This window comes from Pseudoflavonifractor sp. BSD2780061688st1 E11 (assembly GCF_005844125.1).
Taxonomy (GTDB): domain Bacteria; phylum Bacillota; class Clostridia; order Lachnospirales; family Lachnospiraceae; genus Sellimonas; species Sellimonas catena.
On the sequence record NZ_SPHM01000006.1, the window covers coordinates 105,090 to 121,044 of the forward strand.

Consider the following 15,955-nt stretch of genomic DNA (forward strand, 5'->3'; position numbering starts at 1 on the left):
AAAGAAGCAGGAATGTGTGTTTACTTTACGGCATCTTTTTGGCATACTAAATCATGAACAGATAAAAGGAGATGGGGAAACATGCTGAAAGTAGAACACCTTTCTTATGAAATAGAAGAAGATGGAAAAAAGCAGGAAATACTAAAAGATGTCAGCTTTGAAGTAAAAGACGGAGAGATGCTCGTTGTGACCGGACCAAACGGTGGAGGCAAATCCACGATTGCCAAACTCATGATGGGGCTTTATAAAGCGACCGAAGGGAAGATCTGGCTGGACGGGCAGGACATTACGAGTCTTCCGATTTATGAGCGTGCGAAAGCTGGAATTGGTTTTGCGTTTCAGCAGCCGCCCCGGTTTAAAGGAATGACTGTCAGAAGACTGCTGAGCCTGGCTGCGGGAACGGATCTTCCGAAGCATATCTGCTGCGGGCTTTTGAGCCGGGTAGGCCTCTGCGCGGAGGAATATCTGGACCGGGAAGTGGATGCGACTCTTTCCGGAGGCGAGATGAAGCGGATCGAGATTGCCACGGTTCTTGTGAAAAAGCATAAGCTCTGCATTTTTGATGAACCGGAGGCCGGGATTGATCTTTGGAGTTTTGCCATGCTGGTAGAAGAATTTCAAAAGCTTCATACGGAGAAAAAGGAGAGTCTGCTTCTGATCTCTCATCAGGAACGGATTATTCAAATGGCGGACCGTGTCATGATTATTGACGGCGGACAGGTGACAAAGTGCGGACCAACACAGGAGATTCTGCCGTATCTGACAGGAGAAGCCATCAGCCATCCACAGTGCCTGAAAAATCAGGGCGCAGCGGTATAAGAAGGAAGAAGGTGCAAGAAGATGATGCTGGATAAGATTACAGAGAAAGTACTTCGTATGATTGACGGGGAAGGATTCAAACAGGAAGGAGCCTTCAATCTGCGTGAAAACGGAATTTCCATCTGCCACGGGGACAGCGAGCATGTCAAAATCCGCAAAAAAGAGGACAGGCAGGGAATTGATATCTATATTGATAAAGATACGAACGGAGAGACGGTACACATTCCGGTTGTTGTTTCCAGTTCCGGAATGACAGATGTTGTCTACAACGATTTTTACATTGAGGATGGAGCAAAGGTAACCATCATTGCAGGATGCGGAATCCACAATTCCGGATGCAACGATGCAAGACATGACGGAATTCATACGTTCCATATCGGAAAGAATGCGTCCGTCCATTACGAAGAAAAGCATTATGGTGAAGGAGAAGGAACAGGAGCCCGTATCTTAAATCCGGTAACCGATATCTATGTCGGCGAAAACTCCATTTTTACCATGGACACGGTACAGATCGAGGGAGTGGACTCGACAAAAAGGGAAACCGATATTACCATGGAGGCGGGAAGCCGTCTTACCGTGACAGAAAAACTGATGACACACGATAAACAGGAAGCGGTCTCCAACATGAAGGTGATTATGAACGGGGATGCAAGCTCGGCACAGATCATTTCACGGTCCGTGGCAAAGGGAGAGTCCATCCAGACCTTCCATCCGAGGGCAGTCGGAAAGGCTGCCTGCCATGCCCATATTCAGTGTGATTCGATTATTATGAATGATGCTCAGGTACGCTCCATTCCGGAGATTGACGCGAGAAATGTGGATGCTCAGATTATACATGAAGCGGCAATTGGAAGGATCAACAGTGAACAGCTTTTGAAGCTTCAGACGTTTGGACTTAATGAGGAGGAAGCGGAAGGCGTCATCATTGAAAATTTCCTCAACTAAACAGAAAGGAAAAAACAGGGAGGTTATGCCTCCCTGTTTTGACTACATCTTCACATCATTTAAATCCATAATTTCCTTGTGGCTGTATACATGCTGCTTTAAGGCCTCAAAACTTTCCGGGCTGATGACATGTTCAATCCGGCAGGCGTCCTGAGTGGCAGTTTCCCTGGAAACGCCGAGATACATCAGGAAGCTGGAAAGAAGGGTGTGACGCTCGTAAATGGTCTCAGCAATCTCATGCCCCTTTTCTGTCAATGCGATATAGCCGTCCTTGTCCATCAAAATATATCCATTCTCCCGCAGGTTTTTCATGGCGACACTGACACTCGGCTTTGAAAAAGAAAGAGCAGTTGCGATATCAATAGAACGGACATTTCCTTTTTCTTTTCCCAGCATCAGGATTGTTTCCAGATAATTTTCAGCGGATTCCTGTATCTTCAACAGAGTGCCTCCTTCCATATATAGTATCTTTGTAGTTTAGGATAACATATTTGTTGTGATAGTTCAAATACTTCTGAAAAATGAACCGGGAAATGGCAGCAGGAAAAAGATTATGGTAAAATAGGCTAAGAAACAGTCTTGGAAGGAGGACGATAGATGCGGAATTTTACATATTGTGTGCCGACAGAGATTGTGTTTGGAAAAGACACAGAAGTTTCCTGCGGCAGAGAAGTGAAAAAGCATGGAGGGACAAAAGCGCTGATTGTATACGGCGGAGGCAGCGCCAGAAGATCGGGGCTGCTGGAGCGGATTGAAAAGTCGCTGGAAGAAGAGGGAATCGCCTATGCAGAGTTTGGAGGCGTAAAACCAAATCCAGGGCTTGCATTTGCGGAAGAGGGGGTGGAAAAAGGGATCCGGGAGAAGGTGGATTTTATCCTGGGCGTAGGTGGAGGCAGCGCTATCGATACGGCCAAGGCCATTGCCCATGGAGTGGCAAATCCCGGGATTCCTCTTTGGGATATCTGGATGAAGAAAGTGCCTCTGACCAGGACGACAAAGGTCGGCGTTGTGCTGACGATTCCGGCCGCGGGAAGTGAGACAAGCGACTCTGCGGTCCTTACCAATGAAGTGATCGGGAAGAAATCGGGTCTCGGAACGGAGCTGAACCGGCCGGCCTTTGCCATTATGAATCCGGAGCTTACCTTTACACTTCCGAAATACCAGATCGGATGCGGGATTGCGGATATCATGATGCACACACTGGAACGGTATTTTATTCCGGACCAGAAAAACCGGATGACGGATGAGATCGCGGAGGGACTTCTGCGGACCGTTATCGACAGTGGAAGAAAGGCGCTTCAAAATCCGGCGGATTATGATGCCATGAGCGAGCTGATGTGGTGCGGCAGTCTTTCCCATAACAACCTGACGGGCCTTGGAAGAGCTGGCTATGGACGCGACGATGAATGATACCGTCCGGCTTTCCGTACTCCGCCCGCTCGACGCTTCCGATGTGCTGGAAATTTTCCGGAAAGCCAATCACTAGCAATTGCCAAAGCAGGAGAAAAGGTGTTATACTATAACAAGATGCAGTAATACACTGTAAATATCGATAAGAGGAGTGACAGACGATGAAAGTAGTAGCAACAGAAAAAGCACCAAAAGCATTAGGGCCTTATTCTCAGGGATATGTATCAGGAGGAGTATTTTACTCAGCAGGACAGATTCCGATCAATCCGGCAACGGATACAGTAGAGGCTGACACAATTGAAGGTCAGGCAGAGCAGGCATGCAAGAATGTCGGCGAAGTATTAAAAGCAGCAGGAACAGATTTTGATCATGTTGTAAAGACAACATGCTTCTTAAGCGATATGGCTAATTTTGCAGCATTTAATGAAGTATACGCAAAATATTTCACATCCAAACCGGCAAGAAGCTGCATGGCAGTGAAGGAACTGCCGAAGAATGTACTTTGCGAGATCGAAGTGATCGCAGCAGTAGAGGAATAGGAGCATTAAAGACATGGCAGAAGAAAAGAAACAGGAAAGCTGTCCTTCAGAAGGATGTGCCGGATGTGCTCATGCATCGACATGTACCAGCCAGAAGAAGGATTTCAGAAAACCGGCGAATCCGTATTCAGCGGTCAGAAAAGTGATCGGAGTCATCAGCGGAAAAGGTGGAGTCGGTAAATCCATGGTTACGGCATCCCTTGCAAGAATGATGATTGAGAAAGGATATACGGCGGGAATTTTGGATGCAGATATCACAGGGCCATCGATCCCGAAGATGTATGGAATCCATGAGCAGGCCCTTGGAAATGAAGAGGGAATGCTTCCTTGCGTAGCAAAAGACGGAACGAAGATCATGTCTGTCAATCTGCTTCTGGAGAAAGAAGATACCCCGGTCATCTGGAGAGGACCGATCATCGCAGGCGTGGTGACTCAGTTCTGGACCGATGTCATGTGGGGTGACGTAGATTATCTCTTCGTAGATATGCCTCCTGGAACCGGAGATGTACCGCTTACGGTATTCCAGTCTCTTCCGGTGGACGGTGTCGTAATTGTGACATCTCCGCAGGATCTTGTCAGCATGATTGTAAAGAAAGCATATCATATGGCAAAAGACATGAATATTCCGGTACTTGGAATCGTGGAAAACTTCAGTTATCTGGAGTGCCCGGACTGCGGACGGAAGATCGAGGTCTTTGGAAAGAGTCATATTGAAGACATTGCAAAAGAACTGGAGATTCCGGTACTCGGCCGGATTCCGATCGATCCGAAGCTGACAGAAGCAGTGGAAAACGAAGCCTTTGACCAGGTGAACAATGCATACTTAAGCGATGCAGCACAGGTGTTGGAATCATGATCGATTATCGCCTTTTAAAAGAACAGATGGATGCACTGACCGGGACGCAGAGCCGTCCTATTCCGAATCTGGCCAATGCGTCCGCATTACTCTGGCAGATACTCCCGGATCTGAACTGGGCCGGATTTTATCTGATGGAGGATGGAGCGCTTTACCTTGGACCATTTCAGGGAAAGACAGCCTGTATCCGGATCCCTCTGGGACAGGGAGTGTGCGGAACTGCGGCACAGAAAGATCAGGTGCTCAGAGTGTACGACGTACATGAATTTGAAGGGCATATCGCCTGTGACAGCGCATCGAATTCCGAGATTGTCCTTCCGATCCACGACGGAGACGACGTCATTGGAGTGCTGGATATTGACAGCCCGCTTGTGGGACGCTTTTCCGAGGAAGACGAAGAGGGATTAAAGGAAATCGTAAGAGTGCTGGAGAAAAACTGCATATGGAAATAATCAGAAACTCTGTACAGACAGAACATTGCCTGTATGGAGTTTTTTAATTTCTCCTTGCGCATGCCGAACGTATGTGCTATCATAATAAAAAGAACATATGTTCGAAAAGAGGAGGGGAGATACGTGGATTGTTTTCGGATTCAGAAAGAAAAGACGCTGTATGAGAAGCTGAGCATTCTCTCTGACGCAGCCAAATATGATGTGGCATGTACTTCCAGCGGCACTCAGAGAAGGGGAGACGGAACTGGAATCGGGAATTGCGAGAAAGCAGGGATCTGCCACAGTTTTACGCCGGACGGACGGTGCGTCTCCCTCTTAAAGATCCTGTTTACCAATGAATGTATTTTTGACTGTAAGTACTGTATTAACCGTGCGTCCAATGATGTGGAGCGGACATCCTTTACCCCGGATGAGGTCTGCCGTCTTACGATTGAGTTTTACCGGAGAAATTATATAGAAGGATTGTTTTTAAGTTCCGGTATTATGAAAAGTCCGGACTATACGATGCGCCTGATTTATGAGACTTTATACCGGCTGCGGTCACAGTACCGGTTTCAGGGTTATATTCATGTAAAGGCAATACCGGGTGCATCTCAGGATCTGATTCGGATGACGGGATTTCTTGCGGACAGAATGAGTATTAATCTGGAGCTTCCTACGGCTGAGAGCCTGCATCTTCTGGCACCTCATAAGAGCCGGAAAAATATTTTATCTCCGATGCGATATGTACAGAAGAAACGGGAGGAGAATACACATGAGCTTGCGCTGTACCGGCACGCGCCGCAGTTTGTTCCGGCAGGACAGAGTACGCAGATGATTATCGGGGCAACACCGGAGAGCGATTATCAGATTATCCGTGTGGCAGAGTCTCTTTATCAGAAGTTTGAGTTAAAGAGGGTGTTTTACTCGGCGTTTGTTCATGTGAACGAAGATTCTGCCCTTCCTGCAAGGACGGACCTTGGGCCGCCGCTTCTTCGGGAGCATAGATTGTACCAGGCGGACTGGCTTCTGCGGTATTATCATTTTTCGGCAGAGGAGCTTTTATCGGAAGAACGCCCGAATTTCAATCTGGTTCTGGATCCGAAGTGCGACTGGGCCCTGCGGCATCTGGAGTATTTTCCGGTGGAGGTCAACCGGGCTGATTACCAGACGCTGCTTCGGGTGCCGGGGATCGGCTATACATCCGCCAGACGGATTGTGCGGGCAAGAAGAACAGGAACGCTGGATTTCACAGATTTGAAGAAGATGGGCGTTGTGTTGAAGCGGGCGCTTTATTTTGTGACATGCAAAGGGAAGATGATGTATCCGATACGGATGGATGAAGATTATATTTTAAGGAATCTTCTGGATCCGAGGGAGAAGCTTCCGGGGAGACTTGGGGAGATTACCTACAGGCAGCTGTCGCTTTTTGATGACATGAAGATCGGGGAAGTGGGAAGATGAAACGAAGATATATCTGTACGGAGACCATGACAGGAGTACTTTCCGCCATCTATGATGCGTGGACTTATGACAGAAGCGATCAGGAGGCAGGGATTGTTTTCTGGGGCAGTGTGCAGCAGGAGATGTTCTGTGAGTACCGGGAAGTAAAAGAAGAGGAAAAGAAGGCAGAGGCAGTCCGCAGGCTGATTCACCGCCATCTGGGAGAGGAGGCTGAACTGTCTGTCGGATATGCCTTGCTTTCAGAAGATCCCGGAAAGGGAACGGCGATTCTTCGTATGATGATGGAGGCAAGAAACCTTCCCGACGGGAAGAAGATTATGGGGCATCTCTCCCATCCGGAGGTGCGCCGTGTGTTTGAACTGAGCAGAAATGTTGGCAGGGAAACACATGCGTGGAAAGAGTTTCTTCGTTTTCAGGAGCTGGAAGGAGGGATTCTTTATGCCAGCATTACACCGCATAATTTTGTCCTTCCGGGGATTGCTGATCATTTTTCCAACCGGTTCCCGCTGGAAGATTTTGTGATCTGCGATGAGACACATGCTTCTTTTCTGATCCACCCGAAACAGAAGCCATGGCTGATTATCAGAGATGAAGAGCGCAAATGGGAAATAGAAAAATCGTTTTCGGAAAAGGAAAAAGAGTGGCAGAGATTATGGAAGGGATTTAAAAAGAGCGTGACGATTCAGGAAAGGAAGAATTTGAAGCTTCAGCAGATGAATATGCCGCTGCGCTACCGGGGCGAAATGATGGAATACCGGGACGGAGAGCAGTCTTAGGACAGGAGTTTCATTTTGCGGATTTTTTGAGCGGTTTCGACAAAGAAAAGAGGAAAACCTGGAAAATACTGGCATTTTTACAGATTGATTTTCAAAAAAGATGATGGCATAATACATGGGAACACAGAAGGGAGTGTATTCAAATGGAACATAAACGAAAAATCAAATTGACCCCTGCAGATGTCCATGAGTTTGTCACATCCGCAGAAAAGTGCGATTTTGATATCGATGTATTTTACAATCGATTCATCGTAGATGCCAAATCGATTTTAGGCGTTTTCAGTCTCGATCTGAACAAAACTCTGACTGTGCAGTATGCTGGAATCGATCCGCATTTTGAAGCAACTTTGAATAAATTCTGTGTCGCATAAGGCGGCATTTGGCAGGGTATAAAAAAGAAGTGTTTCCATTCCGACAAGACGGGGAAGCACTTCTTTTTTATACTGTGTTTATGTTATAATAAACAAGATTAGACAAAAATGAAAGAAAAGACGTGACCCGGGATGGAAGAGAAAAAAGAGGAGAAGGTACGGATTTCGGTCCGAAATCTGGTGGAGTTTATTCTAAGAGAGGGAGATCTGGACAGCAGACAGGGAGGCACAGCGGATAAGGAGGCCATGCTGCTTGGGGGAAGGATTCATCGGAAAATTCAAAGACAGATGGGAGGCGGATATCATGCGGAGGTGCCGCTTCAGATTGTCGTGCCGTGTGAGAAACTGGATATTATAGTGGAGGGAAGAGCGGACGGAATTATTGAGGAGGATGGCCGGACCGCAGTGGATGAAATCAAGGGAATCCTGCAGGATCTGGATCTGATCAAAGAACCGAAGAAGGTGCATCTGGCCCAGGCAAAGTGCTATGCCTATATATATGCCAGCATAAAGGAACTTTCTGAAATCGGAGTACAGATGACCTACTGTCAGATGGAGACAGAGGAAGTAAAGCGTTTTTATCAGACTTTTTCCTGTGAAGAACTGAAGAAATGGTTTTTTGATCTGGTGCACCGGTATGAAAAATGGGCCGTTTTTCAGATAGAGTGGAGGCAAAAGAGGAATCAGTCCATCAAACAGGTGGAGTTCCCTTTCGGTTACCGGGAAGGGCAGAAAGATCTGGTGGTATCGGTGTACCGGTCGATTCTCAGGAAGAAGAAGCTGTTTATTCAGGCTCCGACAGGAGTAGGGAAGACGATGGCGACAGTGTTCCCTGCGATAAAGGCAGTTGGCGAAGGACTGGCGAATCAGATCTTCTATCTGACAGCCAAGACGATCACAAGGACAGTGGCGGAAAAGGCTTTCCTTACGTTAAAGGAGCAGGGACTGGCCTGCAAGGTTATTACTCTGACTGCAAAAGAGAAGATCTGCTTTTGTGAAAAAGCGGAATGCAATCCGGATGCCTGCCCGTATGCGAAAGGACACTTTGACCGGGTCAATGATGCGGTCTTTGATATGCTGACCCACACCGATGATATGAGCAGGGATCAGATTGAATCCTATGCAAGAAAGCATACCGTATGTCCGTTTGAGATGGCGCTGGATCTTTCTGTCTGGACTGATGCGGTCATCTGTGATTACAATTATGTATTTGATCCGAATGCCCATCTCAGGCGCTTTTTCGGAGAAGGAGCGAAGAAGGAGTATCTCTTTTTGATTGACGAGGCGCACAATCTGGTGGAAAGGGGGAGATCCATGTACAGTGCCTCCATCTGCAAGGAAGATTTTCTGGAGGTCAGAAGAGCGGTAAAAGAGGAGGATGCAAAACTGGGAAAAGCCATCAGCGGGTGTAATGAGCAGCTTCTGACACTGAAAAGGGAATGCCCGGGACATGCTTTATATTCCAGTATCTCCCATTTGGTGCTCCGTCTGATGAATGTGATGACCGAAATAGAGCGTTTTCTGGAAGAGTGCAGTCAGGAAGAGATTCGGGAGAAGGTGCTGGATCTGTATTTTGAGATTCGGGACTTTCTGTATATTCATGATAAACTGGACGAAAATTATATGATTTATACGGAGCTTACCGAAGAAGGGAAGTTTTATGTCCGGCTGTTCTGCGTGAATCCGGCGGTCAATTTAAGCGAGTATCTGAATTATGGAGTCAGCACGATCTTCTTTTCGGCCACCCTGCTTCCGATTCAATATTATAAGAAGCTGTTGAGCACGCAGACAGATGACTATGCGGTGTATGCCCATACCCCGTTTCCGGAAGAGAATAAAAGTGTTCTGATCGGAAGCGATGTTACGACCCGATATACGAGGCGCAGTGAGGAGATGTACGAGCGGTATGCCAGATATATGTTGGAGACGGTTCGAAAGAAAAATGGGAATTATCTTGCCTTTTTCCCATCCTATCGGTTTTTAAATGATGTGTATGAGGCCTTTTTGGCACTTCAGAAAGAAGAGGAGGAGATTTTCTGCCTGATTCAGGATCCGGGCATGACGGAGGAAGAACGGGAAGAATTTCTGAATTACTTTGAGGAAGAGCGGGACGGATCACTGATCGGATTCTGCGTGATGGGCGGGATTTTTTCAGAGGGGATCGATCTGACAGAAGAGCGGCTGATCGGGACGTGGATTGTCGGCACAGGACTTCCCCAGGTCTGTCTGGAGAGAGAGCTGTTAAAGCAGTATTTTGATGAAAAAGGAATGAGCGGATTTGATTATGCCTACCTGTATCCTGGAATGAATAAAGTCATGCAGGCGGCTGGACGGGTGATCCGAACCGATACGGACAGAGGAATGATTTTTCTTCTAGACGACCGTTTCCTGCTTCGACAGTACCGGGCGGTCTTTCCCAGAGAATGGAGCAAGGCTTTCTCCATCCGGCTTCCCCAGACGGCCGAAGCGGTGGCTGCATTCTGGGATGAAACCAGGACGCAGCCATAGAACACTCCGAAAACGTAAGGATCCGGCTGTGATCCAAAGATTAGAAGTAATCGAGAAAAGCCTGTACAGACCGGGACATCGGAATCCGGTCATTGTAGGCGATCAGGAGCTGCCGCTTTGGCAGCTCTTCTTTTGTCTCCACGATAAAGAGCCCTTCCGGGTCACGGCTTAAACAGTAATCCGGAATGAAAGCGATGCCAAGGCCGATTTTTGCAAGATCGATGAGAAGATCATTGCTGCTCAGTTCGATTTCCGGTACCAGATCCAGCTGATGCTGCTGAAAAAGACTGTGAAGGAATTCACTGGTCGTACTTTTCCGGTCCAGCATCAGGATCGGTTGATCCAAAAGTTCCTGGTAGGAAAGTTTCTTCCCTTTCAGGTGGGAGAAGGAATCATTGGCGACAAAGACGTCCCGGAACGTTTTGATCTTTTTGACAGTAGAAAGCTGGTTGATATAATTGTTAGGGTAATTGATAAAAATCAGATCCACCTGTCCGTTTTCCAGAAGATCCACGCATTTGATGGACGTCTGGTTTGTCACCTTGATGTGAGAACTTGGAAAACTCCTGTGAAAACGCTCCAGATACGGTACAAGAAAGTAGCGGCAGATGGTATCACTTGCCCCGATCCGGATCTGACCGCCTGTGGAGGCGGATTCCAGAAGCTGGTTTTCTCCTCTTTTGATCAGATTCATGGCCGGTTCCACATGGCGCAGAAGGATCTCCCCTTCCGGAGTGAGCTGGACTTTCTTTGTACTCCGGATAAACAGGACCTGATCCAGTTTCTTTTCCAGAGCCTTGATTGACTGGCTGACTGCGGACTGGGAAATATAAAGCTGCTTGGATGCTTCGGAGAAGCTTAAACTTGACGCAACATAGTAAAAAACTTTATATAATTCATAGTTGATATCCATCATAAGTCCTCCTTATAAATTCTAGTTTTATTATAAGGAAAGAATGGGAAAAAAACAAGGCACAAAAGTTTTGCTGGAAGGACGGGCCGACAGCATATATAATAGGAAAAGAAGACAGACAGAAAGGAACGGCGATAAGAATGAAGACAAAAAAAGTGCTACACGGATTTCTGACAGCAGCGGCAGCGGTTTCGCTGATTCTGATTTTACTGCTGAGTGCTTTCGAGATCGCAGCATACAGTGATTTTGGTTTTTACCAGAAAGAATATGAAAAGTATGAAATTCAGGAGACACTCCCGATGGAGATGGACGACATCATGGATGTTACGGAAAAGATGATGTCCTACTTACGAGGAGACCGGGAGGAGCTTTCCGTCATGACTACGATTGATGGGGAGCGTCAGGACTTTTTTAATGAGCAGGACCGGTTCCACATGGGAGAGGTCCGGGATCTGTTTCTTGGAGGGTTTGCCCTCAGAAGATATGCGGCGGTTATACTGGCTGCGGCGGTAGTGCTTCTGCTCATTTTGAAGGCGGATCTCAAACGGATTCTGCCGAAGGCTTATGAGATCACGGTCGGAGTGTTTCTGGCGCTGGTTGCGGCTCTTGGAATTGCGATTGCCGTGAACTTTGACCGGTGCTTTGTCATTTTCCATGAGCTGTTTTTCGACAATGATCTGTGGATGTTTGACCCGGCCACGGATTATATGATCCGGATGCTTCCGGAAGGATTTTTCTTCGATATGACACTGCGGATCGGGGGATTTTTTGTTGCTTTTCTGATTTTCTTTGAATTGATCTGTATTGGACTTCGGATCTGGAGGAAGAAAAAAGAAAATTAGGACAACTTATAAGTAAATTTAAATATATTAATTATACTTATCAAGAAAAGTATGATACACTAGGGTCAGAATCGAATAATCTTGTAAAAAGAAGAATGGAGGAAATTCATGAGCGGTGTAAGACGTGTATATGCAGAGAAAAAGCAGGATTTTGCCGTACAGGCGAAAGCATTAAAACACGAGATCAAAAGCTACCTGGGGATTTGCGGCGTGACCAATGTCCGTGTGCTGATCCGCTATGATATTGAAAATCTGTCAGACGAGACATTTGAGAGAGCGTGCAACGGTGTGTTTGCGGAACCGCCGGTAGATACCTTATATAAAGAGACTTTCCCGATGAAAGAGGACGAGCGGGCATTTTCCGTAGAGTACCTGCCGGGACAGTTTGACCAGAGAGCGGATTCTGCTGTACAGTGCGTACAGTTTATCCGTGAGGATGAAAAGCCGGTAATCAAGACGGCGACAACTTACGTAATCGAAGGAAGCGTAAGCGACGAGGAGTTTGCGGCAATCAAGGCGCACTGCATCAACCCAGTGGATTCCAGAGAAACCGGAATGGACAAGCCGGAAACGTTGGTGACACAGTTTGAGGAGCCTGCAGACGTCCTGATTTTTGACGGCTTCCAGGACATGGAAGAGGGAAGTTTAAAAGAGCTTTATGATTCCCTTGGCCTTGCCATGACATTTAAGGATTTCCTTCATATTCAGAATTATTTCCGGACAGAGGAGAAGCGTGATCCGTCCATGACAGAGATCCGTGTGCTGGATACATACTGGTCTGATCACTGCCGTCATACGACATTCTCCACTGAGCTTACCAATGTAACTTTCGGAGAGGGAGACTACCGTGAACCTCTGGAAGAGACATACCGGGAATATTTACAGACACACAGTGAAATTTTCAAAGGCAGAGAGGACAAGTTTGTCTGCCTGATGGACCTTGCCCTGATGGCAATGCGGAAGCTGAAAAAAGAAGGAAAGCTTCAGGATCAGGAGGAGTCCGATGAGATCAATGCGTGCAGTATCGTAGTGCCGATCGAAGTGGACGGAAAGGAAGAAGAGTGGCTTGTCAACTTTAAGAACGAGACACACAATCATCCGACCGAGATCGAGCCGTTTGGAGGCGCTGCAACTTGCCTTGGCGGAGCCATCCGTGACCCGCTGTCCGGCCGTACTTATGTTTACCAGGCAATGCGTGTGACAGGAGCGGCAGATCCGACCGTTTCTGTGAAAGATACGATGAAAGGAAAGCTTCCTCAGAAGAAGCTTGTCAGAGAGGCTGCTCATGGATACAGCTCCTACGGCAACCAGATTGGACTTGCTACAGGCATGGTTAAAGAGATTTATCATCCGGATTATGTGGCAAAACGTATGGAGATCGGTGCTGTCCTTGGCGCTGCGCCGAGACGTGCGGTCATCCGTGAGACATCCGATCCGGGCGATATCATCATTCTGCTCGGCGGACGGACAGGAAGAGACGGATGCGGCGGTGCGACCGGTTCTTCCAAAGTACATACAGAAGCATCCATCGAGACCTGTGGTGCGGAAGTTCAGAAAGGAAATGCGCCGACAGAGCGTAAGATTCAGAGAATGTTCCGCAGAGAAGAAGTCAGCCGTCTCATCAAGAAATGTAATGACTTTGGCGCAGGCGGAGTTTCCGTTGCGATCGGAGAGCTGGCAGATGGTCTGAGAGTGGATCTTGACAAAGTGCCGAAGAAATACGCAGGACTTGATGGAACAGAGATCGCTATTTCCGAGTCCCAGGAACGTATGGCCGTTGTAGTAGATCCAAAAGATGTCGCACAGTTTTTAGAGTATGCCAAAGAGGAGAACCTGGAGGCGGTGGAAGTGGCAGTTGTCACAGAAGAGCCTCGTCTTGTACTCTCCTGGAGAGGCAAAGAGATTGTCAACATTTCCCGTGCATTCCTCGATACAAACGGAGCACATCAGGAGACAGAAGTCTTTGTTGAGATTCCGTCAAAAGACGGCAACATGCTGGAAGAACGCAAAGATGTTCCGGATGTGAAGGAAGCATGGCTTGATACATTAAAAGACCTTAACGTATGTTCTCAGAAAGGACTTGTGGAGATGTTTGACGGTTCCATCGGAGCAGGATCTGTCTTCATGCCGCATGGCGGAAAATACCAGATGACAGAGACCCAGACCATGGTAGCCAAACTTCCGGTACTGAAAGGGGCATGTGATACGGTATCCATGATGAGCTTTGGATTTGACCCGTATCTTTCAAGCTGGAGCCCGTATCACGGAGCAGTTTATGCAGTGACCGAGTCCATCGCAAAGATCGTAGCTTCCGGCGGAGATTACCGGAAAATCCGCTTCACATTCCAGGAGTATTTCCGCAGAATGACAGAAGATCCGAAACGCTGGAGTCAGCCGTTTGCGGCACTCCTTGGTGCATACAGCGCACAGATCGGATACGGACTTCCATCCATCGGAGGAAAGGACAGTATGTCCGGAACCTTCCAGGATATCGATGTACCTCCGACACTGGTTTCCTTTGCTGTGGACATTGCGAAGGTTGGAGACATCATTACACCGGAACTCAAAGCAGCAGGCAATAAGCTTGTATGGCTTCGGATTGAGAAAGACCAGTACAGCCTCCCGGTTTACAGCCAGACAATGGATCAGTACGGCAAGTTCCGCGAGGATATTCAGAATGGAAACATTGTTTCCGCGTACGCTCTGGACCGCCACGGTATTGCTGCGGCTGTCAGCAAGATGGCATTCGGAAACGGCATGGGTGTCAAGATTGAGCATAATGTAGACCCGAGAGATTTCTTTGCTCCGGGATTTGGAGATATTATCGCAGAAGTACCGGCAGACAAAGTCGGAAAACTTGCGATTACATATACAGTGATCGGTGAAGTGACAGATAACGGTACCTTCTCTTATGGAAATACGGAAATTACACTTGCAGAAGCAGAGTCAGCATGGAAAGCACCTCTGGAAAAGGTATTTGCAACCGTTTCAGGTGAAGAATCAGCACCGGAGTCCGTATATGTGGCGCCGGCAGATCCGGAAGCACGTATCACGGAAGACGGATGCTACGATACAAAGAAAGTTCACATCTGCTCCCACAAGATTGCGCAGCCGACTGTCTTTATTCCGGTATTCCCGGGAACAAACTGCGAGTACGACAGTGCAAAGGCATTTGAGCGCGCAGGTGCTAAGGTGATTACAAAGGTATTCCGGAATCTGGATGCGGCAGATATCCGCGATTCTGTAGCTGAGTTTGAAAAGGCAATCGGACAATCTCAGATTATTATGTTCCCGGGCGGATTCTCCGCAGGAGATGAGCCGGACGGATCTGCGAAGTTCTTTGCGACTGCATTCCAGAACGCAAAGATGAAAGAAGCAGTAGAGAAGCTCTTAAATGAAAGAGACGGTCTTGCGCTTGGTATCTGTAACGGATTCCAGACACTGATCAAACTGGGCCTTGTTCCGCACGGCAAGATTGTCGGACAGACAGAAGACGCGCCGACATTGACATACAATACCATTGGACGTCATATTTCCAAGATGGTTTACACAAAAGTAGTTACAAACAAGTCCCCATGGCTTCAGATGGCAGAGCTTGGCGGAGTTTATACAAACCCGGCTTCCCACGGGGAGGGACGTTTTGTTGCAAATGAAGAATGGCTTAATACCCTCTTTGCAAACGGACAGGTAGCGACACAGTACTGCGATCTGGACGGAAATGTAACGATGGACGAGGAATGGAATGTTAACGGTTCCTACCGCGCGATCGAAGGTATCACAAGCCCGGACGGACGTGTACTTGGCAAGATGGCACATTCCGAGCGTAGAGCGGATGGTGTGGCAATCAATATTTACGGCGAACAGGATATGAAGATCTTTGAATCCGGCGTCGCATATTTCAAATAGGGCATATAATTGATAGAGAAAGAGGACAGATCAGAGCAGGATTTGTCCTCTTTCCGTTTCCCTTGAGTATTTGACAGAAGAAAACACGATGATTATAATCCTGTCTTTGACAGTTATTGGAAGAAAAAATCGCTGTATCCCTTGTGTTTACTGGGCTACAGCGATTTTTGTCGTT

14 protein-coding genes are annotated in these 15,955 nt (G+C 47.5%); 12 read left to right on the plus strand and 2 right to left on the minus strand.

Annotated features, from left to right (window positions below):
• The first annotated feature begins 81 nt into the window (after positions 1–81).
• Complete coding sequence (locus FGQ85_RS04450) at positions 82–819, plus strand: ATP-binding cassette domain-containing protein (RefSeq protein ID WP_087167378.1); 738 nt, start codon at positions 82–84, stop codon at positions 817–819.
• A gap of 24 nt (positions 820–843) precedes the next feature.
• The gene (locus FGQ85_RS04455) at positions 844–1,764 is read left to right on the plus strand and encodes a SufD family Fe-S cluster assembly protein (protein WP_343215491.1); all 921 of its coding nucleotides are present in this window, start codon (positions 844–846) and stop codon (positions 1,762–1,764) included.
• 42 nt (positions 1,765–1,806) lie between these two features.
• Here FGQ85_RS04455 and FGQ85_RS04460 read toward each other — a convergent pair whose 3' ends face one another.
• Positions 1,807–2,205, minus strand: a complete 399-nt coding sequence (locus FGQ85_RS04460; RefSeq protein WP_087167376.1) for a metal-dependent transcriptional regulator — start codon at positions 2,203–2,205, stop codon at positions 1,807–1,809.
• 156 nt (positions 2,206–2,361) lie between these two features.
• On the opposite strand from FGQ85_RS04460, the gene FGQ85_RS04465 reads away from it, so the two are divergent.
• From FGQ85_RS04465 to FGQ85_RS04500, 8 genes are all read left to right on the plus strand, one after another.
• On the plus strand, positions 2,362–3,174 hold the full coding sequence (locus FGQ85_RS04465; protein ID WP_087167375.1) for an iron-containing alcohol dehydrogenase: 813 nt from the start codon (positions 2,362–2,364) through the stop codon (positions 3,172–3,174).
• A gap of 161 nt (positions 3,175–3,335) precedes the next feature.
• The gene (locus FGQ85_RS04470; RefSeq protein WP_087167374.1) at positions 3,336–3,713 is read left to right on the plus strand and encodes a RidA family protein; all 378 of its coding nucleotides are present in this window, start codon (positions 3,336–3,338) and stop codon (positions 3,711–3,713) included.
• Positions 3,714–3,726: 13 nt separating this feature from the next.
• Positions 3,727–4,569 (plus strand): Mrp/NBP35 family ATP-binding protein, encoded by an 843-nt coding sequence (locus FGQ85_RS04475; protein WP_087167373.1) that lies wholly within the window; start codon positions 3,727–3,729, stop codon positions 4,567–4,569.
• The gene (locus tag FGQ85_RS04480) at positions 4,566–5,021 is read left to right on the plus strand and encodes a GAF domain-containing protein (RefSeq protein ID WP_118635735.1); all 456 of its coding nucleotides are present in this window, start codon (positions 4,566–4,568) and stop codon (positions 5,019–5,021) included. Before FGQ85_RS04475 ends, FGQ85_RS04480 begins: the two co-directional genes overlap by 4 nt.
• 123 nt (positions 5,022–5,144) lie before the next feature.
• The gene (locus tag FGQ85_RS04485; RefSeq protein ID WP_243097567.1) at positions 5,145–6,464 is read left to right on the plus strand and encodes a putative DNA modification/repair radical SAM protein; all 1,320 of its coding nucleotides are present in this window, start codon (positions 5,145–5,147) and stop codon (positions 6,462–6,464) included.
• On the plus strand, positions 6,461–7,240 hold the full coding sequence (locus FGQ85_RS04490; RefSeq protein ID WP_138372780.1) for a TIGR03915 family putative DNA repair protein: 780 nt from the start codon (positions 6,461–6,463) through the stop codon (positions 7,238–7,240). Before FGQ85_RS04485 ends, FGQ85_RS04490 begins: the two co-directional genes overlap by 4 nt.
• A 143-nt stretch (positions 7,241–7,383) precedes the next feature.
• Complete coding sequence (locus FGQ85_RS04495; RefSeq protein WP_087167369.1) at positions 7,384–7,611, plus strand: HPr family phosphocarrier protein; 228 nt, start codon at positions 7,384–7,386, stop codon at positions 7,609–7,611.
• A 132-nt stretch (positions 7,612–7,743) separates the two neighbouring features.
• The gene (locus tag FGQ85_RS04500) at positions 7,744–10,119 is read left to right on the plus strand and encodes an ATP-dependent DNA helicase (protein WP_138372781.1); all 2,376 of its coding nucleotides are present in this window, start codon (positions 7,744–7,746) and stop codon (positions 10,117–10,119) included.
• 40 nt (positions 10,120–10,159) lie between these two features.
• Here FGQ85_RS04500 and FGQ85_RS04505 read toward each other — a convergent pair whose 3' ends face one another.
• A complete protein-coding gene (locus FGQ85_RS04505) occupies positions 10,160–11,032 on the minus strand; it encodes a LysR family transcriptional regulator (RefSeq protein ID WP_171027881.1) in 873 nt (290 codons plus the stop codon).
• Positions 11,033–11,172: 140 nt separating this feature from the next.
• Between FGQ85_RS04505 and FGQ85_RS04510 the strand changes: the two genes are divergently transcribed.
• Together FGQ85_RS04510 and FGQ85_RS04515 are read left to right on the plus strand one after the other, a co-directional pair.
• Positions 11,173–11,874: a TIGR01906 family membrane protein gene (locus FGQ85_RS04510; protein ID WP_087252976.1), complete on the plus strand. Its 702-nt coding sequence runs from the start codon at positions 11,173–11,175 to the stop codon at positions 11,872–11,874.
• A 108-nt stretch (positions 11,875–11,982) separates the two neighbouring features.
• Positions 11,983–15,780 carry a phosphoribosylformylglycinamidine synthase gene (locus tag FGQ85_RS04515; RefSeq protein WP_087252973.1) on the plus strand — a complete coding sequence of 1,266 codons (3,798 nt, stop codon included), beginning with the start codon at positions 11,983–11,985 and terminating at the stop codon, positions 15,778–15,780.
• Positions 15,781–15,955 lie beyond the last annotated feature (175 nt).